The sequence below is a fragment of the Streptococcus sp. FDAARGOS_522 genome, from assembly GCF_003812445.1.
GTDB classification, from domain to species: domain Bacteria; phylum Bacillota; class Bacilli; order Lactobacillales; family Streptococcaceae; genus Streptococcus; species Streptococcus agalactiae.
In genome coordinates this window covers 1,851,178-1,877,270 of record NZ_CP033808.1, presented here as the reverse complement: position 1 = coordinate 1,877,270, position 26,093 = coordinate 1,851,178, and the positions used below count along the sequence as shown (strand labels likewise).

Sequence of the window (26,093 nt, the reverse complement as noted above, 5' to 3'; positions counted from 1 at the left end):
TTAACCTCTATCCTTACTATAAATAATGATTAAGTAACCATCTTTGAGCTCTACTTCAATTGGCGAAGTCATAAATTCATTACTGGAATACATTTTTTTCTTAAAATAATTACTTTTGTTCAATTCATATTTAGCCCCAGAAATCTGCAAAGTAGACTCACTCTCAGGCATGAACGAGACATAGGACATCCCTTCAATCCTTGAGACTTGATTTTTCCCGGATGGTAGATAAGTCACTATGTTTTGTTCATCTTTGAGTCTGATTTGTGACATAAATGGTTCTAAATCTGTGTCACTTGGTAAAAAGATATTAGACATCATATGGTCAATCCTGCCACCAAATGCTCCAAATACGGTCACTTGAGCTTCTGGAAATTCTTTGAAAATAGTTTTTAAAGCTAATTCTGTATCTGTATCATTTTTTTCTACACTAGCAGAAACGATATTGCTACAATAGTGTTTGATATAAAGCAGTTCATCTTCTGTTATAGAATCAAAATCACCCACTGCCATGTCCAAAGAAAGCCCATTTTTTAATAAAAATAGGCTTCCACGGTCAATTCCGACAAAATAGTCAAAATCATATTCAAAATAAGTTAAGTCACCGCCAGCAAATAAAGCAATTTTAGTCATCGAGCGCCACCCTTAAGGTTTCTACTTGTGCAGGTAAATCACTTGCTTTAAAGAGATAAGAACCTGCAACAAAGACATTTGCACCAGCCTCTGCTGCTGCCTTAATTGTAGTATTATCTATACCGCCATCAACTTCAATATCATAATGATGACCGTACTCTTTGCGCCATGCTGCAACTGTCTTTACTTTTGACATCATTTCTGGAATAAAGGCTTGTCCACCAAAGCCAGGATTAACAGTCATAATTAAAATCTGGTCAACCAAATCTAAAATAGGAATAAGAGATTCTACAGGTGTTCCTGGGTTAATAACCACACCTGCTTTCATTCCTGCCTCTTTTATCTTTTGAAGCGCACCATGTATATGTTTCGTTGCTTCAACATGAATGGTCATGATATCAGTACCAGCTTGAGCAAAAGCCTCAATATAACGTTCTGGATCAACAACCATCAGATGACAATCAAAAACAAGTTTACTGTGTTTACGCATGCTGGATACAACATCCGCACCAAAACTAATATTAGGGACAAATTGACCATCCATGATATCAATATGAACGTATTCTGCTGTTGTCTCTTCAATACGTTTCAATTCGTTAGCAAAATTAGCATAGTCTGCTGCTAATATCGATGGAGCAATTTTATTGGTTGACATAGAAACCTACTTTCTTTTAATAACTTTCTTATATGTTTCACGGCGGTTCTCAATTTCACTTAAAAATTGGAGGTAGTTATCATAGCGGACTTGCCATAACTGACCTTGAGTCAAGGCTTCTTTTACAGCACATTTAGGCTCATGTGTATGCGTACACGAGCGGAATTTACAAAAATGACTAAGTCTACGAAGCTCTGGAAAGGATTCGTTTAAGTCCTCTGCATTGTCCACTTCATAGTCCAAAGAAGAAAAACCAGGAGTGTCTGCAATTTTTCCTTTATGAACATTATAGAAACTAACTGCTCTTGTGGTGTGTCGGCCACGGCCTAAACTATCCGAAATTTCACCAGTTTCAAGTTTCAACTCAGGAGCAATTTTGTTGAGAAGCGTTGATTTTCCGACACCTGTCTGCCCCATAAAAACAGTCACTTTATCTGCTAACAGAGGCAAGAGTTCCTCTTGAGAATAACAGAAAACATAGCCTATATTCTGATAATGTTCGCGAATATCATCAATAACAACCAAATCGTCTAACAAATCCAACTTGGAAATATAAATGATAGGCTGAATCATCTTATATTCTAGAAGTACTAAGAACCGGTCTAATAAGTTAGCGTTAAAATCAGGTTCTTTAGCAGACATGATAACGACAGCTTGATCAATATTAACAATAGGTGGTCGTACGAGGCTATTTTTACGCTCTTCAATTGATAGAATATATCCTTCTGATTGATCTTGCGAAGAAAATTCAACCCAATCCCCAACGTAGGGAATTTGACCTTTTTTTCTAAAATTTCCACGCGCACGTGTCTGATAAACAACACCGTCAGATTCCACATAATAAAAACCTGCTAGCGACTTGACAATTCTACCTTGCAATTGTTCTCCTTAATTGTTTAGAATACCACTATTATATCATAAAATGAGAAATAAGCTCTACTCTCAGAGATAAGCTAAATAGAAACTATTTGCAGGTGTTCGATTTCTCTCAAATAACCTCAATTTTATGAATTCCCAACATAAAAGCAGTGATCTTATTTAGATACACTGCGCTTTTTTCCAATTACTATTAAGGCACCTACTGTAATTTCTGATATACTCGCCCAATCAATAGTCGTTTTATCTACGCTGAATAACAACGGTGTCATATCAATAAAAGCTTGACGTTCTTGTTGAGAACAGTTATAGCTTTGAACAACTTTCTGCTCAGAAATAATTTCAAAATTTTCTCTAAAGTGATCTAGAATTTTTTGATTAGAGTAATCTTTCTGTTTCAAGTATTGACTAGCTTTTTCTCGCAATTCTTGAACATGTTCAGCTACAGGAACAACCTTTACAAGGATACCATCATCACTCAGCACCCGCCTAAATTCTTTATAATTTGCAGGAGAAAAAATGTCTAAAATGATATCAATTGATGAGTCTTGAATAGGAAGGTTAGCTAAATCAGAAACAAACCATTTCACAAGCCTAGACTGATCACTTTTAGCAGCTAATTGAATCGAATCTTTAGAAATATCAAAAGCCAAGAAAGTCTTCTCATGCTTGTTAACTAATTGACGAGAATAAAAGCCCTCTCCACAACCAATATCTAAAACCGAATGAAACTGAGAATTATTTCCCAAAACCTTTGAAATAGCTTCTAAAATATGATTATAATACCCGTTTTCTAAGACAAGCTGCCGATTTTCAAATGATTTTTTATCATAATGTTCATCTACCTTCTTTCCTCCAAGAAGATTAACATATCCAAATTTGGATAAATCAAAACAATGATTACCAGAGCATTTGAGGCTGTTACTTTCTTTTATCAAGGGATTTTGACATTTAGGACAAGCGAAATAACTTGCACTATCTTCAAAACGCCACTTCTTGTCAACCAACATAGTTTATATCTCAACCTCTTTCAAGGCATCTGCTAAACTTGCAAAATCAGGGATAGATAAGGCTTCTCCGCGAATAGATGGCTTAATTTTTGCTATTTCTAATGCTTTTTCCAATTTTGCTTTAGTATCTTCTGATTTCCCAAAATGACTCGTTAGATTATTCCAAAGTGTTTTACGACGATGTACGAAGGCTACTTTTGACACTCTGAAAAAGAAATCCTCATCTTGAACACTCACTACTGGTTGATCTCTACGGACCATTTTCAAAATAACTGAATCTACATTTGGAGCAGGAACAAAAACAGTTCTCGGAACGATAAATGATACTTTGGCAGTCATATAATACTGCACTGCGATTGACAAAGAACCGTATGCTTTAGTATTTGGCATAGCTGAAATACGATCTGCCACTTCTTTTTGCATCATGACCACAAACTCCGCAAAAGGAATCTTGCTCTCAATCAAGTGCATAAGGATTGGTGTTGTGATGTAGTAAGGCAGGTTTGCGACCACCTTGATAGGCAGATCAGGATTCTTGAAGGCTTGAATTTGCGTCTGCAAATCAGCCTTGAGGATATCCTGATTGACCACTTGGACATTGTCAAAACGCGCAAGCGTACCAGCAAGGATAGGAATGAGACGATCATCTATCTCAAAAGCCATCACCTCAGCTGCATTCTCAGCCAAAAACTCTGTCAAAGCCCCGATACCAGGACCAATCTCAATCACGTTGACACCCTTGTCAATCTCTGCCGTGTCAACAATCTTCTGTAAAATATTCGTATCGGTCAAAAAGTTCTGGCCGAATGATTTCTTAAATGTAAACCCATGACGCTCCAAAATAGCGCGGGTAACGGTTTTATCTGCGATTCTCATGTTTTTTATTTCCTTATCGTCTCAAGTCTATCCTAAGACATCTAACAATTTCTCTTTTAATTTTTCTATTTCTGCACCAGTTGCTCTGACACTATCTGCATACATCTTCTCAAAAGGATACCACCAAACTGGACCTTTTCCATTATGCCCATAGTTCCTTAAATCACCTGTTTTTCTTGGAAAAAGATGAAAATGTAGATGAGCGTCTCCATTTCCCAAACTCTCAATATTCATCTTATCTGCTCTAAAAGCCTTAGCAACTATTTCAGAAGCATCTGCCATTTCGGAAAGATACTGATTTCGCCAATCTCTAGGCAATTCATGTAACTCTGTTACGTGTTTTTTAGAAAGAAAAAGGCAATAACCTTGAAAATATTGATAGTCTCCCAAAACAAGATAACCCGTTTCGTACTCCTTCACAAAATAAGGATTCTCATTTTGTTCAATCATATTAATACGTTGACAAATAAGATACATGTTTTATCCCTCATACCCCTCCATACACTCTTCAACTTCCGCCTTGGTCACTCCGAAGAGTCTGAGGCGTTTGAGGAGTTGTTTACCATTTGAGTAGCCGATACGGAGTTGATTTCCAAGATACTCACGGCGTTTACGGCTATCACTAGCGGTAATGAACCCCCAGCGAATGAGGTCTGCTTGGGTGATATCAAAGTTATCCTCATCATCGAAATGCTGGGTCACTTTTGAGAGTGCCTTCTGCAAATCCTCAAAGCTGGCATGCTCGACACCCAGAGATCGTCCCTTGGTCTTTGAGCCTGGCTTTGCCTCGTCTCGATTGAGGAAGGCATGGCGGACTGTCGGAATGGCATTCATGATGATTTTACGGATACGCTCGCCATTATAATCTGGGTCTGTAAAGACGATAACTCCCCGCAAATTGTGCAAACGTTCGATACGCTCTAAATCCTCTTCATCAATTGCTGAACCTCTAGTTTCATAGGTATCAACATTATAAAAGCGTCGCAGATTAGCAGTATCATCTTTCCCTTCGACAACGATCACTTCTTGAATATCAATTTTTTTCATCAAGTCTAAATATCCTTACTGCATTTTGGTATGTAGCCTCCGCTACCTCTTCCACAGTTATGCCTCGTAGCTCTGCTATTTTTTCAACGACATATCTCGTATAAGCGGTTTTGTTTTCTCGACCTCTTTTAGGTACAGGAGCCAAATAAGGAGCATCTGTTTCCACTAATATCTTATCTAATGGCAACTCTCGTGCAGCTTCTTGTACATCTAATGCCTTCTTAAAGGTCACAACACCAGAAAAGGAAATCATCATCCCTAAATCAATAAATTTCTGAGCCATTTCCAAAGAACCAGAAAAAGAGTGCATTATACCACCAAAAGGCCCAACTCCAGATTCCTTAATGACTTCATAAGTGTCTTCTAACGCATCACGTGTATGAACGACAAAAGGAAGGTTATACTCTTTTGAAAGTTCAATTTGACGCTTAAACACCTCGATCTGAATATCTTTGGGATCCTCCATCCAATAATAATCCAGACCAATTTCACCAAGTGCAATAACCTTGGGATTTTCTAAATGACTGATAATCATTGACTCAATATTATCATCATAAGAACCAGCTTCAGTTGGATGCCATCCTATTGTGCTATATACCTGTGCATATTGGGAAGATAATTCCAAAGATTTTGAAATGGTATCTTGGTCAAAGCCGACAACATTCATTTTTATAACACCGAGTTCGCTAGCTAAATTAATTTCCTCGTCTATCTTTCCTTCAAAATTTTCCACGTTAAGGTGGGTATGGGTATCAAATATTTTTATCATATCACTGTTCTTTCTTTGCTTATCGTAGCTACAAGCATTAATCTTTATTATTATAACATAAGACTGAAGCATTCTGATCAGAAAGAGTAAATCAAAAAAGTCAAAACATTTTTGCTCTGACTTTTGAATACTTGCTGTAAAAATCCTCTACAAGTGTCTAGCTAATGGTAGAGAAACTAGACTATAAATGATTATATTTTTGCTGATTGCTTTCAATAGCCTCCTCAACCCTTGAACGAAATTCTCCTTTTATTGCCTCGTCCAATTGATTAGCAACTTTATGAATAGCTGTCTTTGTGTTGATGGCTACTTCGTCTATTTCTTTATGATGCGACGTAATAATATCGTGAAACTTAGATCTCTTGCGTGGCGCGTACACGCTATGTATCAATTCTTTATCCAATTGTTTTTTTAAAGTCCTTACTGACTCCTTACCAGTCAGGACATCCCACATTAAACTCAATAATTTCTCCTACTTCATTAATTCTCTTTTCTTTTCCCTTTGCAACTCTTCAAAGGTTAGTTCATGTTCTGAACGTTGCCGAATATAGTTAGCTCTATATTCTTCTTCTTGAGCGGACAAGGCATAGTACTCTTTATGGTAAGCTTGCTCTAAGTCGTCATGATAAGAATCTAAAATACGATTGAGCGTCATCATATCTGAGCTATCATTACTATATCTCAAATCATATTCAACAGCGTCGTAAGTTTCTTGAAGCATATTAGTAATCTTATTTTTTCTTACTGAGAGATCGTCTAATTTTTCTTCAAACTGGCAACAACTATGGTGATAGGCATCGTCTAAATCTGATATTTTTCTCTGAGTATCAGCTAATTGTTTTTCAATGATATCAATCAGTGCCATTGTTTAAACTCCCCTGACAAGTTACTATCTTGTTGCAACATAGCTTCAACCCCTTTATTAATTTGGTTTTCTAATTCAACGTAAGCGTGAGAAATGCTTTCTGCCGCTTGAATTTTATTTGAGAAAAAGGTTTGAGCTTCTCCGACAATGCTCGCATAGCTAACACCTGACTGAGCATACGCTTCTTCCAATTCTTGAGGACTTAGTTCAGTAACTCCTGTAGGAGCTACTTTTAAAGATTGATAAAGCTCTTCTGCTTTAGCAACTGCTTTTTGCTCAACTTTTTTTACTTCTTCAACTGCTTCTTTTGATATCGTTACCAAACCACTAGAAATCACTTTTGCTTGTTGACTATCTAGGAAAATAGCTTGATTCTTACTAACTTCTTTTCCCGTACTTTTAAAGCTACTAAGTTTCGCTTTAATAGCATGCATTCTTTGATTCACATTCGTATGAACTACTGAATAGTTTTCTTTGTAAGCAAATTTATCTTCTGCTAATTTTAAAGAACCATCTTGATTGTACTGGTAGCCTCCCCAAATGTGTTGATTGGTAAAATTAGCAACCCAGCTACCTCCTGAAACAGCTTTACTGTCAACTATTTTAACAATTCCGACAGCATTATCGCTTCCTTCTTTAGGATAACCTATTCCAATTTTATCCTTGGAATCAACGTAATTATTGACTACCCCTTTTATTTTATCAACCTGTTCTTTTTGTTTATCTGTCAAAATACTATAAAGGTTTGGACCGTTATATATCCAAGCTCCTTGAACTCGGTAAATTTGATTATCATCCAATTCTGCAATAGCATACTGTGCATTCATTGACCCTAACGAGTGTCCGTAGACCGAAATTTTTGCATTAGGATATTTATTCATAACTTCTTTTAGCAGATGAGCTGATTGTTCTAACTGCTTTGTACCTTGTTTATGAGATACACTTTGTGAACCAAATTTCTTTAATAATAGTTTACTAGCTATTGGAATATCATTTTTAAACCAGTCTGTTTTCCAATCATCTCCTCCAAACGGTGCTGTTGACCCCTTAAATAAAACCGTAACTTCCTTAACATCCTCTGGCTTGTCTAAAGTTCCATTTGGAGTGATGGTATAAATTTGTTCCCCAGTTTCTTTGCCTCCATCTTGAACGTGAGCAACTTTACCGATGGGGAGTACCTTATCTTGGCTCATTATTTTGACTAGTGTATCAAGTTGGCTACCTAATTCATACTCTTGCTTCGCTATATTTACCCTATCTAAATCAGTCAAGACTTTTTCCATTAATGACCTCTACTTTCCAATAAATGAGTTAACTGGGGAGATTGATGGCTACTTTGACTGACCAAATGCCCTTGATTATCCTTATCCAAATTACAAGTAATATATAAGTTAGGATCTTTATTAATGATTAACCTTACCGAAATCCCTCCCATAGGATTTTTTTTGATACTTTCTTTGTCAATATCATACGACTTAATAACAGCATTCTCTTTGAAAGCGTCTTTATCTTCTGCATAAATCCACTTTTGATAAGCATTTTTAGCGTCCTTGCTATTAGCTATTTCCCATAATTCTTGTTGTTTATTGTTTTCAGTCACTTTTAAACCTCCTACAGTGAAACCAAGCCCTAAAAGGATTATTACAATAAAACTAAGTAATTTTATTGACTTCATCTCTCCTCCTTTTATCATATAACACTCATTTGATATCTAGTTTATCATAAATTTATTCTCATTATAAACGAAAAACTATAAAACATGGATTAGTTATCTTAGGATTACCAAATACAAAGATATTAAAAAAGATGATTAATAGCTCTAATGCTATAAATCATCTGACTCTACTATTTACTTGTAATCACTTGGACGTCCTGTATATTTTGCCCAAGATTTCTTCAAAAATTTATTATTAATGTGATAATTCGGCTTGCTGTTTTCCTCTGTTAAAAATGGATTGATATGCTTATCTAGCTCTAACCAACCATTCCAACCTAAATGGATTGTATCTTGCATAAAGTATGGCTTACCTCCATCTCGAGAAAGGTCAGCGATATGATTGAAACCTTGACTTTGAAGTTGGTGTTTAATTTTTTCTACAGATTTTTGATACATTTTTTGATCAAGCCCTGTGTAGTCTGTCCACTTTTTATTTACTGGTGGTATGACAAAAAGGACATCTGTATTTTGTTTTGAGAATTCATTAAGAACCAACTGTAAATCATTAAATTCTGGTGACTTAGTATAATTGAAATGTCGTTGTGACCCTTTCAATTTTTTTAAGTGCTTTTTAATTCTTGTTTGGTAAAAGCGATCATCAATACCAAATTGATTTGATCTCGTTGCTACTTTAGCATCTTGTGATGCAATACGCGATAAATGATTATATGAGAATGCTTTCGGTAATTTACCAACATGAGGCATTATTGCCTGATTATAAGTTTTTCCTAGTGGTAGATAGCTAAAAATAGCATCTGTCTTCTCAAATACCCAATCATTAAACTTTAGTCTTTGTTTGTCTTTATTTGATAGTTTTTGGCCATCTGCAACTTTTTCTATCAAATCTGACATAGAAGCTTCAGGATATAATTTTAACAATCGACGAGCAGCATACCTATCGTAGGTTGTCCCTGTTTGATTTTGCAAAAATCGAATGGTTTGATCGTTGCTGAAATAGTTTTGAAAAGCACCTTTGTTGGCTCCCTTGCGAACAAACCATTGCGGAGAAATAACATAGATAGCTTTTTAATTTTTGATTTGTCCTTTAATCTGTTGAATGCCATAGTATTGTGTCAGAGAAGCCGCCCCTTTTTGACCTAAAAGATATGGGATATAAGGTCTATTGTAAGCCTCTGCTAAAACTGATGGATGCATTGCATCAAATCTTAGCCACTCACTTGAACCAAAGAAAGGGACAAAATTGGCTTTAGGATCACTGAAAGCTCTAACTTTTTGAACTCTGCTTTTAAAACCTGCCTTCGTCAACGCTACTGCACTGTTTTTTTCCTTACCTAAATGATGAGGCTGAGAAACAGGAAAAACAAGATATAATCCTACCAACAATAGTAAAGCACAAACTAGAGGTCCAAATACTTTACCTAGACGTTTAAGCATTGCAGAGCTCCGTTACTCCAGCAACAATTTTATTAGCTGTGTTCCAGTCATTACGACCAAATTCCGCAATCGGAATATCAATATTAAAATGGCTTTCCAACTCAACAATTAGTTCAACAGTACCCATGCTGTCTAGAACTCCTGCGTCAAATAAGTCTTCATCCATCATAGAAGAAACATCCTCCATAAATAGGTCATCAATAATTGCTAATACTTCTGATTTAATATCCATTATAATACTCCTTATTATTTGTTATGCGGTTGTGGGAACCACAAAAGATCTAAAAATCCTGAAAAAATCAAGAAAGAAAACATAACTACATTAAAGGTGATGAAGACACCCAAAGCATAAGTCCATTTGTTTTCTGGTAAAAGTGGTTTTTTAGCCAATCTTCTTTCTTTATTAATATTTTTCTTCTTACGTACCCAAGCGTCATTAATAACTAGGCCAATCCCATGAAAGAGACCATAGGCTATATAGTACCAAGTTAACCCATGCCAGAATCCCATAAGAAGCATATTGATAATATAAGCTACACTTGAAGTAACATTACGGTTTTTAAAAACTTTATTTTTAACTAAAAGCTTAACAAGCCTCATGAAAACAAAGTCTCTAAACCAGAAAGAAAGGCTCATATGCCATCTATTCCAAAATTCTTTTAGGTCGCGTGATTTGAAAGGTTTGTCAAAGTTAATCGGAGACTTAATCCCCATTAGGTTAGAAATAGCCAACGCAAACATTGTGTAACCTGCAAAATCAAAGAACAAATCAAAACCAAAGGCATACATAACCCCAAGTGTTGGCCAATTAAACACACCACCCTGTTCTAGCGCTAATTCTTTTAGAGGAGGCATAATCAGACTTCCAAAAATATAGGCTAAAATAAACTTATAGAGAAAACCTAACATCAAATAATGAATCGCTTGACCTAACATATCTAGGAGTTCGTTTCGATCTGGGATATTAATGTAATCCTCATTGAATCGTTTAAAACGATCAATTGGTCCACTTGAGAAAGTTGGAAAGAAGAGTAAAAATCTTAAGAATTCCCATAAAGTAAATTCTTTCAAAACACCGTCTCTCATTTCAATAATCATAGCAACAGCTCTAAAAGTAAGGTAAGAAATTCCTAGAAACCCAAAAAGTGACTGATGCCCATCCTCAGATATAGCTGGAATTAATTTTACCAAAAATAGCGGAAAAATAGATAAACAAACCGTTACATAAAAGACCAAAGTATGATTAAATCGTTTCCGGTAAGCTTTATAGATAAAAACTAGCAGAGATTGTCCGACAACGTATGCCAATAGTGACTTCAATTGATTAAAAGTACTACCAGTCAACATCATTACAATAAAACTTAGACTAAAAATAATCTCATATAAGGCAAAACGCTTCTTAAAGAATAAGCCGATGTAAATTGGTAGAACAGCTAAGATAAGGTAGAAGAAATATTGTGGATTCCCATAAACATCCAAGTGAGGAAGTTTTTCTAAAAATGCCTGTATCACTTGTTTACCTCGCTCATAAGACCTTTGATATCAATTTTCCCATTTGGTGTCAAAGGTAAATCTTCTCGATAGATAAATTTAGATGGCATCATGTAATCCATCATAATGTCCTTTAAGTCTTCCTTAATTGCTTTTGTCAAATCCAAATCACGTTCAAAATCATCTCTTACACCTTCTTTTAAGACAATATAGGCTAATAAGTTTTGAACTTTATGATCCTTGTTATAACGTGGCACTGCTACTGCTGATTTTACATACTGCGATTTGTTTAAGTTTTGAGAAACATCTTCTAATTCAATACGATAGCCGTTAAATTTAATTTGGAAATCCATACGCCCACCGTAAAGCAGAAGACCTTCATCGGTCATACTTCCTAAGTCACCGGTATGGTAAGCAGGTAGACCTTCGAATTGGAAAAATGCCTCAGCTGTCTTTTCTGGATTGTTAAGATAGCCTTTTGATACTGCTGGTCCAGCAATAATGATTTCACCTTGCTCTCCGTTTGGTAATTTATGACCTTCTTCATCAATCACATACGTTGGTGAGTCATCTTTAGTGTAACCAATTGGAAGGCGTTTGCATGTTTCTAACATTTCATCAGTAATTGCTACTGCGGATAGAGCAACTGTTGCTTCTGTTGGCCCATATGCATTAACGATACGAGCTTTTGGAAAACGTTGACGAAGTTTTTGTGCAGTCTTGACAGTTAACTCTTCCCCATCAAATTAAAAATGTGTTAACTGTGGCAAGGTCTCTGAATTGAAATCGTTAGATAGTAGCGCCATATCAGCAAATGATGGTGTCGAAGTCCAAACCTGTATTGGCAATTCATTAATGGTAGCGAATAGTTTTTTGAAATCATTAACTACTGTTTTTGGTAGGGCAAACAGGGTGCCTCCCATAGCTAGTGTTGGTGCCCAATACATAACTGATAAGTCAAATGAATATGGCGGTTGAGCCAACATTTGCGGTCTTTCAGGAACTGAAAACTCATCATCAGAAATCATCCAATTTGTAAAGCTCAATAAATTGTCATGTGAAATTTGCACACCTTTTGGTAAACCAGTAGTCCCTGAAGTGAAAATAATATAGTAATTATCATCACCTTTAACAGAATGTGTTACCTCATAAGGAGTCTTTTCTTCAAAAATAGCTGAAACTTGAGAAACGTCTAGGATTGGGACATTATCAACTTCAAGAGGAAATTCACCAATTGAAATGATAAGGCTTGGTTGAGCAACTGTCATAATAGCCTGTATTCTATCCAAAGCAGAGTGTTGGTCAACCGGTATATAAGCATGCCCTGACTTTGTTAAAGCAACAAATGTCGCCAACATTTCATATTCTTGACCACCGAATACTAAGACAGGTGATTTTTCAACAAGGCCTAGGCTATCAATATGAGCAGCTAGAGAGTCAGAGTCTACTTTAAGTTGTCCATAAGTATGGACTTCCCCTAAAATATCATACACTGGAAAATCAGCTTGTGTCTCAGCAAAATGCTCAATTGTTTTAATCATATCATGTATCATTTGTACCATCTCCTAGAATTCATTATAAATAAAACTGCCTTGTCCGCGACCAAGGTATGCAAAAAAGTAAATTAGTAACAATAAAATACCGAAGTATAATAACGTTCTACCAATAAAAGATAAATATGGTTTCATCATTCTTCCTTTAATTAATCATGGTATTGGTCCAAAATCCATCAATTGGTAACTGGACTTCAAGACGTAATTGGTCTTTTTCTTGATATGCTCTAATTCTCCCCTTATGGCGTTCCACGATTGCCTTAGCAATAGATAAGCCTAGACCAAAACTGAGAGAATCTGCATGATCATCTTTAGCTTGATAAAAACGCTCAAAGAGATTATCCATAACCTCTTTGGAATAGATAGCACTTGGATTTGATATTGTCAGAATAGCTTTTCTTCGAGCCTGTTTAAGACTAAACTGGATTGCTGATTTTGACAAAGAATGCCTAATAGCATTATCCAAAAGAATTATTAAAATTTGCTTAATTTGACTCTCTTCTCCAACAATCCAGACATCATCTTCAATTGTATCATTTAAACATTTTTCTTCTTCATATGCCAAACTTTCATATGTTAGAAGTACTTCTTGACATAAGACAGATAAGTTTAACTTTTTGAAATTTACCTTGGAGCGTTTTTCATCAAGTCTAGACAAATTAAGCAAATCTTCAATTAAAAACTCCATTCGCTTAGTCTCCGAAACAACATGATCCAGATAACGATTTCCTGGAATTTGCTGTTCCAGAACCTGAACGTTGGCTCGTATAGCTGCAATAGGGGTCTTCAGCTCATGACTCGCATCTGAAACGACTGTTTTTCGCGAGTCATTTCTGTCTCTACAGGCCCTACGATAAATCGAGAAAGATAAAGACTTACAGCTGCTAATAAACAAAATCCAAAAATAGTAAAAACAAGAATGAGAAAACGCCTTGCATAAGGGACTTCATAACTAGCCAAATCCATAATAGCTATGGTGTAAGTTTTATCTTTATATTCTTTTATGGAATATATAAAAGACTTCCATTTTCGTGACTTCTTTCCTTGCTCAAGGAGCTTTAAACTAGATTTTTCGATAACATCATTTGTCAAATCAGTATTATTGCTTTGAATCTTAACCATCTTTTGGTTATCTATAGTCACCAAAGCAATCGGTTCATCGCCTGGTATTCCTAAATAATCATTTTTAGCAACTAATTTAACAATCCTATATGCATCATATTCATCCCAATATTGATTGTAGCGATTACTCACTGCAAAGAGAAAGAGAACAACGACAATAAGGATTGACATGGTCAAAAAGACAAATTTTTTGCGTAAATCACTAAACATTATGTCATCTCCTCCAAGGAATATCCAAAGCCCTTAGTGGTTATTATTTCAATGTCTGCTTTTAAAAAGCGCAATTTTTTTCGCAAAAAAGAAATAAATACTTCTAACTGGTTATATTCTGAATTGTCTGAAGGTCCCCAAACCTTAGAAATCAACTGGTTTTTAGGAATAATCTGCTTTGCATTTCGCATAAAAACTTCCATCAAGAGAAATTCTTTATTGGATAATTTTACACTACTTTCTTTAGATTCTAGCTCATGTGAATCTGTGTTAAGCCTTATATTTCCAAGCCGCAATTGATTTGCTCTGATCAGAGAAGATTGTCTGGTTCTCAACCTAATTCTAGCTAGCAATTCATCTGCTTCAAAGGGTTTTGTGATATAATCATCTGCCCCTAAATCTAAACCATTAACTTTATCATAAGTCTGTGATTTTGCAGTTAAAAAGATTATTGGGGTTTCTAAACCAGCTTCCCTCACTCTTTTTAAAATAGATAATCCTGAGCGTTTGGGTAACATAATATCCAACAAGACTAAATCATAGAGACCTGTCAAAATGTATTCTAACCCATCATCTCCATCAAATACTAAATCAACAGAATAACCTTTATCTGCCAATAAAGCCTGAATAGCCTCTGCTATACTTTTTTCATCCTCAACTACAAGAAGTCTCATTTTCTAGTCACCTTACCTTATATATTATAGTATAAACTAGCAAAATTGAAATAACCTTGAAAAAACGATATTAATAAAAGTATTTCCTAAGTCACTAAACTACTTCAATAATACAAGCGTCTAAAAAATAAAATATCACTCACTATAAAGATATTTCTCAATAAGAAATCTCCTCATATTTTAACAAAAATAGGAGCTATTTGTCTACGAATTTCCGCATTATAAACTCACTTTTCATTAACTTTATCTATAATATACTCAAACTACTCTCACAAAAACCTTTATCGTTATGAAGGTACCAAAAAAGCCACCAGACTCGAGTACCTGTTGGCTTGATATTATTTTGCTATCTATATTAAGCTGATAACACTTTACGTCCTTTACGACGGCGGCTAGCAAGCACGCGACGTCCGTTTTTAGTTGACATACGGTGACGGAATCCGTGTTTACGTTGGCGACGGATTTTACTTGGTTGATAAGTACGTTTCACGTTGAATACCTCCTGATAGATTTTCGTATTCGTTTAGCCGGCTATTTTGATCAGTTACTAAACATACCATACTATTTTATAACAATTTTAGGCCTCTTGTCAAGAAATACTTTCAAGTTCATTTGTCTTTTTTCAGTAAATAGTTCCATTTGTTAGCAAGAAATGCTTCTCTATTTTCTCCAACTAAAAGAAAAGATGTGCCATCAAAACAATAATAGGTAATGAAATAATTGTTCTCTCTATAAAAATGATAAATAATTCTAGAATGTTGATAGGGATCTTGGAACCTAATATCACCGCACCAGTCTCAGACATATAGATTAATTGCACAATAGAAACTGTTGCGACAATAAACCTTGTCATCTCACTGTGAATTTCAGCCGCCATTATCGAAGGAACAACCATATCTGAAAAACCAACAATCATGGTTTGACTCGCAATATCTGCTTCTGGAATCCCTAAAAGTTCAAGGAACGGAAGGAATGGTGTGCCTAAAATTTTAAAAATAGGTGTTGATACTGAAATAATCAAAGCTATTGTTCCGACAGTCATAATTGTTGGCATAACGCCAAACCATAAACTAAGTACTGTCTTAGAGGCATTATTGACAAAAGTCTTCATGTTTCCATTTGCTTTTGATTTATCGATGGCAAGCTTAAGTCCCCACTCTATCTTGTTATAACCATCCGGAATTACCTCAGATGTTTCTTTCTTTGGTTTAGTGTAGTAACTATTTGATTGACGAGATAAGGGAGGGATATAAGGGATAATGAATGCACAGACAACACTGCTAATGATGACTGTTAGATAAAAATGGCCAAAATAATCAGTTAAGCCAACATTCTGCAAAACAACAAGACAAAAAGTGATTGATACTGCTGAAAAAGTAGTGGAAATCGTTGCAGCTTCTCTACTGGTATAATAACCCTCAACATACTGCTTATCGGTCAAAGCAATTCCAATAGTGCCATCACCTACAAATGAGGCTACACAATTAACTGCTGACCGACCAGGTAGCTGAAAGAATGGACGCATAATGGGGGTTAAGAAGACACCAACAAACTCCAGTAGACCAAATTCTGTCAAAAATGGAAGAATAAAACCCGCAGCAAGGAAAATGGTAAACAAACCACCAATCAAATCAAAAAGGATAAGGCCGCCTGTCTCTTTCCCCCATACCATTTCAGGACCAATATGTAAAACCGTCATCAGACCAAGTGCCAAACCGATCAAACGAATAATCAGCCAGAAAATGGTAATGTCAGAAATTTCTTTTAACAAGTCATTTTTTTCAATAAAGCTAGGTCTAAACAGACGATAACAAAGTGCTAACACACATGAAATAAAAATGATTAGTAAAATAATATAATGTATAGGAAAAACAGCGTTAATCCATTGATTAATTGTCTTAGATATTACAGAGACAGCTACTGTTGTCATACCATTATATTTAAATGGAGTCATTAATAATAATACTCCAAATAACGACGGAATAATAAACCACAAGATATCTTTAATAGATATACTTTCTTTTTTCATACAATCCTCCTGGATAATATGGAATTGTTTCTAAATATACTCATAACTTCCATTGTAAAATTTTATAATAAAAAAAACAACCTTGAATTAAAGAAAATTTTACTTAGTAATACTTTATAACCTGCCATTTCTTTCATTCTCTCACTTTTGATGTATTAAAATAATATAAAACTTATATTAAATAACTGAAACGACTTAAGTCACATTAAAAAACACGCTCTAAAGAGACGTGTTTCTTTTCTATACTATTTAGTCCACTCTGAAACTTCTTTTTTGTGGTTTTTAATCCATTTTTGAGCTGCTTTAGCAGGCTCCATACCTTTATCCATATCTAACATGATAGATTCCATATCTTCTTTAGTCCACTTGAACTTATCGATAATTTTATATACTTTTGGCATATCTTTTTTCAAATTCTTGCGTGCTATTGTATTGATATGTTCTTCACCACCAAATGATTTCTTAGGATCTTTAAGGTATTTTAAATCATACTTAGCAAACATCCAGTGAGGTGACCAACCTGTAATGACCACTTGATCTTTGTTTTTGATAGCCTTCCCTAAGGTTGTTGTCATAGCTCCTGTTGATGCTGATAACAACTTCCAACTTGAAAGATTTGGATAATCTTTAAGGGATTGTTTAGCAGACTTCATAATACCTGCACCTGGTTCGATACCTGTAATTTGTTTATCTGCTTGATTTGATAATTCTTCAATACTATTTACGTTCATGTATTTAGGAACAACTAAACCTATTTTGACGTTCTCAACGTGAGGACCTAAGTCATCTAAACTATTTTTGTATTTATTAAAATATTGCCCGTGGGTCTTTGGTAACCAAGCGCTTGTTGTAAAATCAGCATTCCCATTGGCAACTGTTTGCCACATGACTGCATTATCAAGTGGTGTCAATTCAACATCATATCCTTTAGATTTTAAAACTTCAGCAATAACGTTGGTTGAAGCAACTTCTGAATCCCATTGGACATAAGCTATTTTCACTTTTTGACCTTTGGCTTCATTTCCTGAAGTCATATTGACAACAATGCGACCAAGAGCTGCTAGAATGAAGAGAGCCAGGGCCCCTAAACCTACCCATTTTTTAACTTTTGATGTTTTAGCTTGCTTCTCACCCGGTTTAGAATTAAAGAATTGACTAACACGGTCTAACACGATTGCTAAAATAACTAGCGATAGACCACTAACAAACCCTGTACCAATGTCAGCATGTTGAAGCGCCGATAACACTTCACGACCAAGTCCAGGTGCACCGATCATAGATCCTGTAACCACCATAGAAAGAGCCAACATCATAGTTTGATTGATTCCTGCCATAATAGTGTTCTTAGCAAGTGGTAGTTCAACTTTGAATAATTTTTGCTTAGCTGTTGAACCAAATGAATCAGATGCTTCTATTAACTCAAGTGGGATTTCACGAATAGCCAAGTTAGTAAAGCGCACTGTTGGAGGCAAAGCAAATACAACAGAGGCAAAGACACCTGGTACCATACCGATACCAAAGAAGGCTACTGCAGGAATAAGGTAAACGAATGCTGGCATAGTTTGCATAAAGTCAAGAATTGGATTAACAACTTGTTTAACTTTATCACTTTTTGCCATCCAAATACCTAGTGGTACACCAATAATAATAGAAATTAAACTTGCTACTAAAACCAAGTTAAAAGTGTTAATCAACTGCTCCCACAGCCCTTGGTTATAGATAAATAGCAAACCAATGAAAGTAAATGTCGGTAATTGCCATTTTTTCTTAGCTAAGAAAAATACAGCAGCTGTAATTAGTACAATAAAAAGTAAAGGATTAATGAATAGTAATGTTTTTGTCATCCAATCCATCAATGCATTACCGATTGTCTGGATAAAGTCAAATAAACCAGAAAAAGTTTTCGTAATCCAATTGGTCGCTGACTCTACAAATGGTGCGACCGGTAACTTATGTTGTAATAAATTTTCCAAAATGATTTGTCCTCTCTATTAAGCTTCTACCGTTTCTTTTGGCGATTCTACTACTGTTTCATCTTGAACGTTAGCAAGTGCTTCGATCACACGTCCTCTAATGATAACCCCTAGGAGTCTATCATTATCATCAGTAACGGCTATCGGAGCAGATGAATCATAAATTAAAGGCATGATGTCTGTAATAACTGTATCTTTTGAGACCGTTACAACATCTTTATCAATCACTTCAGAAAGCGGCAAACCTTTCTTACGAGCTTCAATTGCAGCATCTGCGGTTAGGGATCCCAGAAGTTGGCGACGACGATTCGTTGCCATTAACATTGAGACTTCCTCACGATGCATTCTTGTTAAAGCAACTTGTGGGCCATCAATTTCTAAAACAGTTGTTAAAGGTTTTATCATAATATTTTGAGCAGTTAACACTTTTGAGCGATCAACGTCTTCAACAAACTCACGAACAAAATCATTAGCCGGATTAGTCAAAATCTCTTCTCCTGTACCAATCTGCATAATTTCTCCATCTTTCATAAGAGCAATACGATCACCAATACGTAACGCTTCATTCAAATCATGGCTGATAAAAATAATAGTTTGTTTATTCGTGTCTTGAAGATCAAGAAGCTCATCTTGCATTTCACGACGAATTAATGGGTCTAAAGCTGAGAAGGCCTCATCCATCAGAAGGATTTTAGGGCTGTTAGCAAGGGCACGTGCTAAACCAACACGCTGTTGCATTCCTCCTGATAATTGACTGGGGTATTGATCTTTAAACGGTAATAGACCTGCATTGTCCAAAGCTTTTTCAGCTAACGTTGTACGTTCTTCCTTAGAAACACCACGCATCTCTAACCCAAACTCTGTATTTTCTAAAATTGTACGATGTGGGAAAAGACCAAAATTTTGGAAAACCATGTTGATATCGTGACGACGAATGTTACGTAAATCTTCTACATTCATCTTTGCAATATCTTTACCATCTAAATAGATATTTCCTGATGATGGGTCAATCAAACGGTTTAACATCCGAACTAAAGTTGATTTTCCTGAACCAGAAAGTCCCATGATAACGAAAATTTCGCCTTCTTTTATTTCAAAACTCGCATCATAGACACCTACAGTCGCTCCTGTTTTTTCAAGAATTTCTGTCTTACTTTTTCCTTGCTTAACCATTTCAAGAGCAGCTTTTTGCTTTTTCCCAAAAATTTTGGTTAAATTCTTCACTTCTAAAATATTTGTCATTCTTATCTCCTACTAAAAATTTCGTATCTTATTTTTAAGGTTATGTGTCTTATCTATAAAGTGACGTTAAGTTATCGTAAAAGGGTAGTCACTTTTTTACTCAAAAAAATAAACTGCCGAAACAGAACATAACTATAATATCATGTATGGTCTCTTTATGTCAACACCTTTGCTTAGAGATATTTTAATTAGCCCACACCATTATTGTTATGACATTATTGAATTATTTAAAGACTTATTACTATTAATATTACAACTTTAAAAGTGACCACTCAACGCTTTTGAAAAAGCGGTCATTCTTCTATAAAATAACAAAACACCCTTAGAAAAAATCTAAAAGTGTTTTTGTTTGTAAGTATAGGCCTGAAAAAGTGACTACTTGATATTTTCCCATTTCCAATTTTGTACTTCTGGGATATCGTCTCCGTGTTCACGAATATAGTCTTTGTGATAAGCAACCATTTGATTCATTTCATCACTGAAGGCTTGCGCTTCATGTCCTAAAGAAGCAAGAGCTGCATCCTGTGCCAGATGGAATCGGTCCAATTCTGACATCACGCGCATATCAAATGGCGTTGTGATGTCACCATTTTCACGGTAACCATGCGTATGCAAATTATGATTGTGACGACTAAAGAAAATATCTCGAATCATATCTTCATAACCATGGAAAGCAAAAATAACAGGTTTATCTGTGGTAAAGACTTTGTTAAACTCTTCATCTGATAAACCGCGAGCATCTTGTGAAGGATGACGAAGTTTTAGGATGTCTAATACATTAACAAATCTAATCTTAAGTTCTGGGAAAGCCTTATGAAGAATGCTAATTGCTGCCAAAGCTTCTAAGTTAGGTTCTGTTCCCGCCGCAGCAAAGACAACATCTGGCTCTTGATTAAGCGACACATTTGAAGCCCAGTCAATCACCTTATATCCTTCTGCCACTAACTCTTCTGCTTCAGCAATAGAGTAAAATTGTGGACGAGGGTGCTTAGATGTCACAATTAAATTAATTTTATCTTCAGCTTTAAACGCTTTATCCATAACAGCTAGAAGTGAGTTAGTATCTGCTGGTAAATATTCACGAATGTATTCAGGTGTTTTTTCAGCTAAGTGAGTTAAAATACCTGGATCTTGGTGAGTATAACCATTATGATCTTGTTGGAAAACAGTTGAAGCTGCAATTAGGTTAAGCGCTGGATAATTTTTACGCCATGTTGTGTGTGTTTTTGATTTACGTAACCATTTGAAATGTTGTGTTACCATTGAATCTACAACGCGAAGGAATGATTCGTATGAAGCAAAGAAGCCGTGACGACCAGTTAAAACATAACCTTCTAAGAAACCTTCTGCTTGATGTTCAGACAATTGGGAATCAATAACACGTCCAGCTGGACTTAAAGCTTCGTCATAATCTGGTTTACGACGACCAAGCCATTGACGGCTAGTACGTGTAAACACTTCTTGAAGACGATTTGATTTCGTTTCATCTGGACCAAAAATACGGAAATTATCTGGGTTAGCATCTACTAAATCTGCTGCATATTTTCCAAATTCAATCATATCTTGTGCCATAATTTGACCTGGAACATTAATATCAAGAGCAAATTTCTTCCAATCTGCTGTATCCATTGCTTTAACAATACCAGCATTGGTTATTGGATTCATGGACATGCGACGATCACCTTTTGGTGAAATAGCAGCAATCTCATCAACGATTTTACCATTTTCATCAAATAATTCTTCTGGACGGTATGATTGAAGCCATGACAAAAGAGAATCAACATGTTCCATATGGTGGGCATCTACTGAAATTGGTACTTGGTGAGCGCGGAAGCCACCTTCAATTGGTGTTCCTTCCCAAGCTTTTGGACCAGTCCAACCCTTAGGAATACGTGCAACTAAGACAGGGAATTTTGCTTGGATAGCTTCTTCTGCTGGTTTTTGTCGTGCTTCTGATTGAATGGTTTTAATCTCTTGAATAGCTTGATCTAATTTTTCTGCAAACAAAGCATGAGCAGCCGCATGATCCTCAGAGAGTTCAACAACATCTGCAAAAATAGGTTTCCAACCTAATCCTTCAAAAAACTGAGATAATTCTTCATCTGTCTTACGTTCAAAGATAGTTGGGTTATGGATTTTACCACCATTTAAATAGAAGATTGGTAGAACAGCACCATCATTTACTGGATTGATAAAGGTATTAGATAGCCAACCAGCCATAAGTGGTCCTGTTTCACCTTCACCATCACCAATAACAGTCGCAGCAATAACATCTGGATTGTCCAGGATGGCACCTGTCGCATGAGAAAGTGCGTAACCAAGTTCACCGCCTTCATGAATTGACCCTGGTGTTTCTGGTGCTGCATGGGATGCAATTCCACCTGGGAAAGAGAAGATTTTACATAACTGCTTAAAGCCATCCTCTGTTTGCTCAATATTGGGGTTTAATTCAGTATATGAACCATCTAAATATGAATTAGATACCATAACTTGACCACCATGACCTGGACCTTCAATATAGAACATGTCTAAATCGTATTTATTAATAGCGCGATTTAAGTGAGCATAGATAAAATTTTGTCCAGGTACAGTGCCCCAGTGACCAATTGGATGAACCTTTAAGTCGTTTTCAACCAGCTCTCGTCTCAAGAGAGGGTTATCCTTTAGATACATTTGTGCTGCAGAAATATAATTAGCTGCTCTCCACCATGCATCAAGTTTTTCTAAATATGATTTTGTATCAAATTCTGACATTATTTCTCCTAATCTTAATTGTGATTTTAGTAACATATTTTAAAATTGAAAAACTGCATATCATGCGACATACAGTCTCTCATTAGCCATTATAGAAGTGCTTTAAATTGAATATTTGATTCTTGTTCGAAGCAATCATCAAAACCACGTGGGTGATGGTATTCAATTCTATCTTTATCTTGTGGATAAGTGTATTTACCTCCAACTTCCCAAATAAATGGATGGAAGTCATATTGAAGGCGTTCTTTACGCATTTTCCACAATTGTAAGATTTCGTCTGTAGAAGCCATGAAGTTAGACCAGATATCGTAGTGTACAGGAATAATGACTTTGGCACGGAGATTTTCTGCCATACGAAGAAGATCGATTGAAGTCATTTTATCCTGAATACCAACTGGGTTATCACCATAGTTGTTAATAGCTACGTCAATCTTGTAGTCTTTACCATGTTTAGCAAAATAATTTGAAAAATGTGAGTCAGCTCCATGATAGATTGTTCCACCTGGTGTTTCAAAAATATAGTTAACTGCTTTACGAGCCATTTCTTCATCAGTCACGGCTAAACCAGCAAGTTCTCCATCATGTTCTTCTGCACCATCTACTGGAAGTGTCACTAAGCAAGTGCGGTCAAATGATTCAACAGCAGTAACTTTGATGTCTTTAAACTCAAATGATTCACCTGGTTTAATCACGATGATTCGTTCTTCTGGAACTCCCCATTTTTTCCAAATTTCACCACATTCATATGGCCCAACAAATTTAACATGGTCTAAGTTAGGATTATTAATAATGGCTGCCGCAGTGTTGATATCAATGTGGTCACTGTGGAAATGTGAAACAAGATAGTAATCCAATTCATTAATAGCAAATGGATCAATAACCATTGGTTGTGCGCGTAAGTTTGGTTGGAGTTTACGAACACCTGCCATATTAGCCATTTGGTGTCCACGAACCATATCTTTTACTTTTTTTGTTGATTTACCGCGGTTTGACCATAGGTCCATAACAACATTAGCACCACCTGGTGTTTTAATCCAAACACCACAGTTTCCTAACCACCACATTGCAAAGTTGCCCTCAGCAACAACTTCTTCTTCAATTTCTTCGTTTAGCCATGTTCCCCATTCTGGGAATGTTGATAAAATCCATGATTCTCTAGTAATATCTTTAACGTTAGGCATTTTATTTCCTCCTGATTAATTGTTTCTTACATCTACTAGTATAAGTTCAAATACTTTGGAAAAAAAGACCAAGTGTCACACATTTATGTGTTCAAAACTGGGCTGTCTGTTCCAAATTAGACTCATAATTTTAATTAAAATAAGCACAAATAAAAAGTACTCCCATTAAAAGTACTAGCTTTCTCAACTTTAATTATCATGTCATAGAGGAACTCATTGCGATTAAATATCTAGCACATTGTTTAAAAGCACCAAAAAAGCCCCAGCTTCTTTTTCTGTCTTCAGAAAAGCTGAGAGGCTACCATAAAATTATATTTTAACAAACTGTACTTTGAAGGGGAAGGACGTCTTGGAGCAATTCTTGATGAATAAGTTTCTCAATCTTAGATTTCAGCACGTAGCGTTCACTATCTTCCTTGACATATTGAGCAATCGTTTTTTCAAGTTCATTGGTAAATTGATTACTATTTGCACAGTTACCTTTTTTAGAAAAGCGAATCAAGCGAATAATATCATCATCTGTCAAAACAGGGTGAACTACTAACATCGGAAAACGAGATTCTAAAGCGTCACTAGTAGAGACAACCATATCTACATGCATAAGATCACTCACACTTTGATACTGTTCGGTTGTAAAAACAGCTTCTATATCACTGTTTGTTAAGTAGCGTTGACATTGCTTTAAAAGAAGTTTCTGAATCGCTATTCCTTCATCAGATACAATAACTAACTTAAGTTTATTAGGAGATTGTTGACTATTACGAAGTTCCCCTCCTAAATGAATCGTTAGATATGCTACATCATCATCGGTCAATTTGATTTGCCAAGCTTTCTCTAAAAGCTTTACAGAAGACGAGGTTATGGCAAAAAGTTCTTCATATTTGTCTTTAATATGCTCTGTTAAAGGATTAACAGAAAAAATACCATAACGTTTACGATATAAGAGTGCCTTGCAGTGAGTAAGAAGTTGTCTTAGTAAGTCCTCTTTATGAACAAAGTGAAGGTGATATCGTTCTTCCAATTCTTTCAAAAAACTGGTTAGAGTAGCTCGCATATCATCATAATCCTGACTCTCTAAATGATTGTCACGGTCCTTGCGGAAACTAAGCATAAGCATGGCTACTAGTCCCACTTCAATCTCATCCAGTGATAACTGAAAATTTTCTTCCAGCTCATCAGCCAACTCTTTAGCAATCTCATATTCCTTACGTTGCCAAACCAAGCTAAAATCACTATTAAGAGAGGTCTGTACTTCAGGACTTAATCGCATCTTACGATAAGCCATTAGTATAAAAGGCAAAATCTGAATCATAAACTGACCATCTTGACTGTTGATTTTCTTACCTAGACTTCGTTGAGAAATGAAGAGATAATGGTGAAAATAATCAAGAACCTCTTTAGAAAAATATGTGCTGGCACCAAAAGCTTGAGACAGTTTATGATTAAAAAGGTCTATAAAACTACTACTTCCATTATGGTAGATATCATCTAAGAGCTTATATAAGTACTGGATAATGGACAATGGGTGACCATCTAAAAAATAACCACGACATTTTGTTGATTGTAACTGTAAATTATATTCTTTCTCTGCTAACTCACTTCTTAATTCGTTTAAATCGTTTAAGATAGTATTTCGAGAAACATCGTTTAGTTGCATCAACCTATCAATCGTTATGCGGTCCTTAGCTACCACGATAGATACTAAAGACAGCTGCAACCTCTCACTACTTTTCATGACGTAACTATAATCAGTCACTTCATCTAATAAAAGACGACAGGCTGCTTTTGGTTTTTCTGTTAGCAAGATTCCTACACGTGGATAACTAACAATCTGAGGCACATCGCTAGGCAGTGCATCGTTTATCTTCTCTAAGTGATAATACACTTTACGCCTAGACTGATTAAGTGCGTTGGCAATTGCCATAACTGTTTCAGGTTCCTCTAATTTCAATAGGTAAAAGAGGAGGTCATAACTTTTTTTATCGAGAATAATCAAGAATATACCTCTTTTCTACTCGAAT

The 26,093-nt window shown here is 35.7% G+C and carries 23 protein-coding genes and 3 pseudogenes; all 26 read right to left on the bottom strand.

Annotated features, from left to right (window positions below):
* The 26 genes and pseudogenes from EGX70_RS09810 to EGX70_RS09680 all read right to left on the bottom strand — a co-directional run bounded on the left by EGX70_RS09810 (position 1) and on the right by EGX70_RS09680 (position 26,068).
* Positions 1-633 carry a thiamine diphosphokinase gene (locus EGX70_RS09810; RefSeq protein WP_000160925.1) on the bottom strand — a complete coding sequence of 211 codons (633 nt, stop codon included), beginning with the start codon at positions 631-633 and terminating at the stop codon, positions 1-3.
* Complete coding sequence (rpe, locus tag EGX70_RS09805; RefSeq protein ID WP_000106178.1) at positions 626-1,288, bottom strand: ribulose-phosphate 3-epimerase; 663 nt, start codon at positions 1,286-1,288, stop codon at positions 626-628. Before rpe ends, EGX70_RS09810 begins: the two co-directional genes overlap by 8 nt.
* A 6-nt stretch (positions 1,289-1,294) precedes the next feature.
* Positions 1,295-2,167, bottom strand: a complete 873-nt coding sequence (gene rsgA / locus EGX70_RS09800) for a ribosome small subunit-dependent GTPase A (RefSeq protein WP_001162033.1) — start codon at positions 2,165-2,167, stop codon at positions 1,295-1,297.
* Positions 2,168-2,322: 155 nt separating this feature from the next.
* Positions 2,323-3,174 carry a putative RNA methyltransferase gene (locus EGX70_RS09795; RefSeq protein WP_123948105.1) on the bottom strand — a complete coding sequence of 284 codons (852 nt, stop codon included), beginning with the start codon at positions 3,172-3,174 and terminating at the stop codon, positions 2,323-2,325.
* Positions 3,175-3,177: 3 nt separating this feature from the next.
* Positions 3,178-4,050, bottom strand: a complete 873-nt coding sequence (rsmA, locus tag EGX70_RS09790) for a 16S rRNA (adenine(1518)-N(6)/adenine(1519)-N(6))-dimethyltransferase RsmA (protein ID WP_001216825.1) — start codon at positions 4,048-4,050, stop codon at positions 3,178-3,180.
* 27 nt (positions 4,051-4,077) lie between these two features.
* Positions 4,078-4,527, bottom strand: coding sequence for an HIT family protein (locus EGX70_RS09785; RefSeq protein WP_000280757.1), 450 nt, complete (start codon positions 4,525-4,527; stop codon positions 4,078-4,080).
* Between the two features lie 3 nt (positions 4,528-4,530).
* The gene (gene rnmV / locus EGX70_RS09780; protein ID WP_000717749.1) at positions 4,531-5,097 is read right to left on the bottom strand and encodes a ribonuclease M5; all 567 of its coding nucleotides are present in this window, start codon (positions 5,095-5,097) and stop codon (positions 4,531-4,533) included.
* Positions 5,084-5,866 (bottom strand): TatD family hydrolase, encoded by a 783-nt coding sequence (locus EGX70_RS09775; protein ID WP_000590333.1) that lies wholly within the window; start codon positions 5,864-5,866, stop codon positions 5,084-5,086. Before EGX70_RS09775 ends, rnmV begins: the two co-directional genes overlap by 14 nt.
* Before the next feature lie 181 nt (positions 5,867-6,047).
* Positions 6,048-6,329, bottom strand: a complete 282-nt coding sequence (locus tag EGX70_RS09770; protein ID WP_000055646.1) for a hypothetical protein — start codon at positions 6,327-6,329, stop codon at positions 6,048-6,050.
* Positions 6,330-6,338: 9 nt separating this feature from the next.
* Positions 6,339-6,731 carry a hypothetical protein gene (locus EGX70_RS09765; RefSeq protein ID WP_001173857.1) on the bottom strand — a complete coding sequence of 131 codons (393 nt, stop codon included), beginning with the start codon at positions 6,729-6,731 and terminating at the stop codon, positions 6,339-6,341.
* The gene (locus EGX70_RS09760) at positions 6,722-8,014 is read right to left on the bottom strand and encodes an Mbeg1-like protein (RefSeq protein WP_000416817.1); all 1,293 of its coding nucleotides are present in this window, start codon (positions 8,012-8,014) and stop codon (positions 6,722-6,724) included. Before EGX70_RS09760 ends, EGX70_RS09765 begins: the two co-directional genes overlap by 10 nt.
* A complete protein-coding gene (locus tag EGX70_RS09755) occupies positions 8,014-8,406 on the bottom strand; it encodes a DUF1310 domain-containing protein (RefSeq protein WP_000835881.1) in 393 nt (130 codons plus the stop codon). The genes EGX70_RS09760 and EGX70_RS09755 overlap by 1 nt, the downstream gene beginning before the upstream one ends.
* A gap of 174 nt (positions 8,407-8,580) precedes the next feature.
* Positions 8,581-9,843 (bottom strand): annotated as a pseudogene (gene dltD / locus EGX70_RS09750) (D-alanyl-lipoteichoic acid biosynthesis protein DltD).
* A complete protein-coding gene (dltC, locus tag EGX70_RS09745; protein ID WP_000351975.1) occupies positions 9,836-10,075 on the bottom strand; it encodes a D-alanine--poly(phosphoribitol) ligase subunit DltC in 240 nt (79 codons plus the stop codon). Before dltC ends, dltD begins: the two are co-directional and overlap by 8 nt.
* A 14-nt stretch (positions 10,076-10,089) precedes the next feature.
* The gene (dltB, locus tag EGX70_RS09740; protein ID WP_000613595.1) at positions 10,090-11,355 is read right to left on the bottom strand and encodes a D-alanyl-lipoteichoic acid biosynthesis protein DltB; all 1,266 of its coding nucleotides are present in this window, start codon (positions 11,353-11,355) and stop codon (positions 10,090-10,092) included.
* Positions 11,352-12,887 (bottom strand): annotated as a pseudogene (gene dltA / locus EGX70_RS09735) (D-alanine--poly(phosphoribitol) ligase subunit DltA). Before dltA ends, dltB begins: the two are co-directional and overlap by 4 nt.
* A gap of 12 nt (positions 12,888-12,899) precedes the next feature.
* The gene (locus EGX70_RS09730) at positions 12,900-13,022 is read right to left on the bottom strand and encodes a teichoic acid D-Ala incorporation-associated protein DltX (RefSeq protein ID WP_000806141.1); all 123 of its coding nucleotides are present in this window, start codon (positions 13,020-13,022) and stop codon (positions 12,900-12,902) included.
* A gap of 10 nt (positions 13,023-13,032) precedes the next feature.
* Positions 13,033-14,219, bottom strand: a pseudogene (dltS, locus tag EGX70_RS09725) (two-component system sensor histidine kinase DltS).
* Entirely contained in the window at positions 14,219-14,893 is a 675-nt protein-coding gene (gene dltR / locus EGX70_RS09720) for a two-component system response regulator DltR (protein ID WP_001238600.1), read from the bottom strand. Before dltR ends, dltS begins: the two are co-directional and overlap by 1 nt.
* A gap of 355 nt (positions 14,894-15,248) precedes the next feature.
* A complete protein-coding gene (gene rpmH / locus EGX70_RS09715; RefSeq protein WP_000831903.1) occupies positions 15,249-15,383 on the bottom strand; it encodes a 50S ribosomal protein L34 in 135 nt (44 codons plus the stop codon).
* A 183-nt stretch (positions 15,384-15,566) separates the two neighbouring features.
* Positions 15,567-16,922 carry a YjiH family protein gene (locus tag EGX70_RS09710; RefSeq protein WP_000712231.1) on the bottom strand — a complete coding sequence of 452 codons (1,356 nt, stop codon included), beginning with the start codon at positions 16,920-16,922 and terminating at the stop codon, positions 15,567-15,569.
* Between the two features lie 245 nt (positions 16,923-17,167).
* A complete protein-coding gene (locus tag EGX70_RS09705) occupies positions 17,168-18,895 on the bottom strand; it encodes an ABC transporter permease/substrate binding protein (protein ID WP_000429358.1) in 1,728 nt (575 codons plus the stop codon).
* Positions 18,896-18,913: 18 nt separating this feature from the next.
* Positions 18,914-20,137, bottom strand: coding sequence for a glycine betaine/L-proline ABC transporter ATP-binding protein (locus tag EGX70_RS09700; protein WP_000181804.1), 1,224 nt, complete (start codon positions 20,135-20,137; stop codon positions 18,914-18,916).
* A 375-nt stretch (positions 20,138-20,512) separates the two neighbouring features.
* Positions 20,513-22,891: a phosphoketolase gene (locus tag EGX70_RS09690; protein WP_001288414.1), complete on the bottom strand. Its 2,379-nt coding sequence runs from the start codon at positions 22,889-22,891 to the stop codon at positions 20,513-20,515.
* An 89-nt stretch (positions 22,892-22,980) separates the two neighbouring features.
* The gene (ulaG, locus tag EGX70_RS09685) at positions 22,981-24,072 is read right to left on the bottom strand and encodes an L-ascorbate 6-phosphate lactonase (RefSeq protein WP_001134214.1); all 1,092 of its coding nucleotides are present in this window, start codon (positions 24,070-24,072) and stop codon (positions 22,981-22,983) included.
* A gap of 316 nt (positions 24,073-24,388) precedes the next feature.
* Positions 24,389-26,068: a transcription antiterminator gene (locus EGX70_RS09680; RefSeq protein ID WP_123948103.1), complete on the bottom strand. Its 1,680-nt coding sequence runs from the start codon at positions 26,066-26,068 to the stop codon at positions 24,389-24,391.
* Between the last annotated feature and the right edge of the window lie 25 nt (positions 26,069-26,093).

What these genes read in the sequence shown, in the direction of transcription:
- EGX70_RS09690 (WP_001288414.1), bottom strand. Translation starts at nt 22,891, where the DNA reads ATGTCAGAATTTGATACAAAATCATATTTAGAAAAACTTGATGCATGG.
- EGX70_RS09755 (WP_000835881.1), bottom strand. Translation starts at nt 8,406, where the DNA reads ATGAAGTCAATAAAATTACTTAGTTTTATTGTAATAATCCTTTTAGGG.
- EGX70_RS09795 (WP_123948105.1), bottom strand. Translation starts at nt 3,174, where the DNA reads ATGTTGGTTGACAAGAAGTGGCGTTTTGAAGATAGTGCAAGTTATTTC.
- EGX70_RS09730 (WP_000806141.1), bottom strand. Translation starts at nt 13,022, where the DNA reads ATGAAACCATATTTATCTTTTATTGGTAGAACGTTATTATACTTCGGT.
- EGX70_RS09710 (WP_000712231.1), bottom strand. Translation starts at nt 16,922, where the DNA reads ATGAAAAAAGAAAGTATATCTATTAAAGATATCTTGTGGTTTATTATT.
- EGX70_RS09810 (WP_000160925.1), bottom strand. Translation starts at nt 633, where the DNA reads ATGACTAAAATTGCTTTATTTGCTGGCGGTGACTTAACTTATTTTGAA.
- rsmA (WP_001216825.1), bottom strand. Translation starts at nt 4,050, where the DNA reads ATGAGAATCGCAGATAAAACCGTTACCCGCGCTATTTTGGAGCGTCAT.
- EGX70_RS09700 (WP_000181804.1), bottom strand. Translation starts at nt 20,137, where the DNA reads ATGACAAATATTTTAGAAGTGAAGAATTTAACCAAAATTTTTGGGAAA.
- dltR (WP_001238600.1), bottom strand. Translation starts at nt 14,893, where the DNA reads ATGAGACTTCTTGTAGTTGAGGATGAAAAAAGTATAGCAGAGGCTATT.
- ulaG (WP_001134214.1), bottom strand. Translation starts at nt 24,072, where the DNA reads ATGCCTAACGTTAAAGATATTACTAGAGAATCATGGATTTTATCAACA.
- EGX70_RS09785 (WP_000280757.1), bottom strand. Translation starts at nt 4,527, where the DNA reads ATGTATCTTATTTGTCAACGTATTAATATGATTGAACAAAATGAGAAT.
- EGX70_RS09760 (WP_000416817.1), bottom strand. Translation starts at nt 8,014, where the DNA reads ATGGAAAAAGTCTTGACTGATTTAGATAGGGTAAATATAGCGAAGCAA.
- EGX70_RS09765 (WP_001173857.1), bottom strand. Translation starts at nt 6,731, where the DNA reads ATGGCACTGATTGATATCATTGAAAAACAATTAGCTGATACTCAGAGA.
- EGX70_RS09775 (WP_000590333.1), bottom strand. Translation starts at nt 5,866, where the DNA reads ATGATAAAAATATTTGATACCCATACCCACCTTAACGTGGAAAATTTT.
- rnmV (WP_000717749.1), bottom strand. Translation starts at nt 5,097, where the DNA reads ATGAAAAAAATTGATATTCAAGAAGTGATCGTTGTCGAAGGGAAAGAT.
- rpe (WP_000106178.1), bottom strand. Translation starts at nt 1,288, where the DNA reads ATGTCAACCAATAAAATTGCTCCATCGATATTAGCAGCAGACTATGCT.
- dltC (WP_000351975.1), bottom strand. Translation starts at nt 10,075, where the DNA reads ATGGATATTAAATCAGAAGTATTAGCAATTATTGATGACCTATTTATG.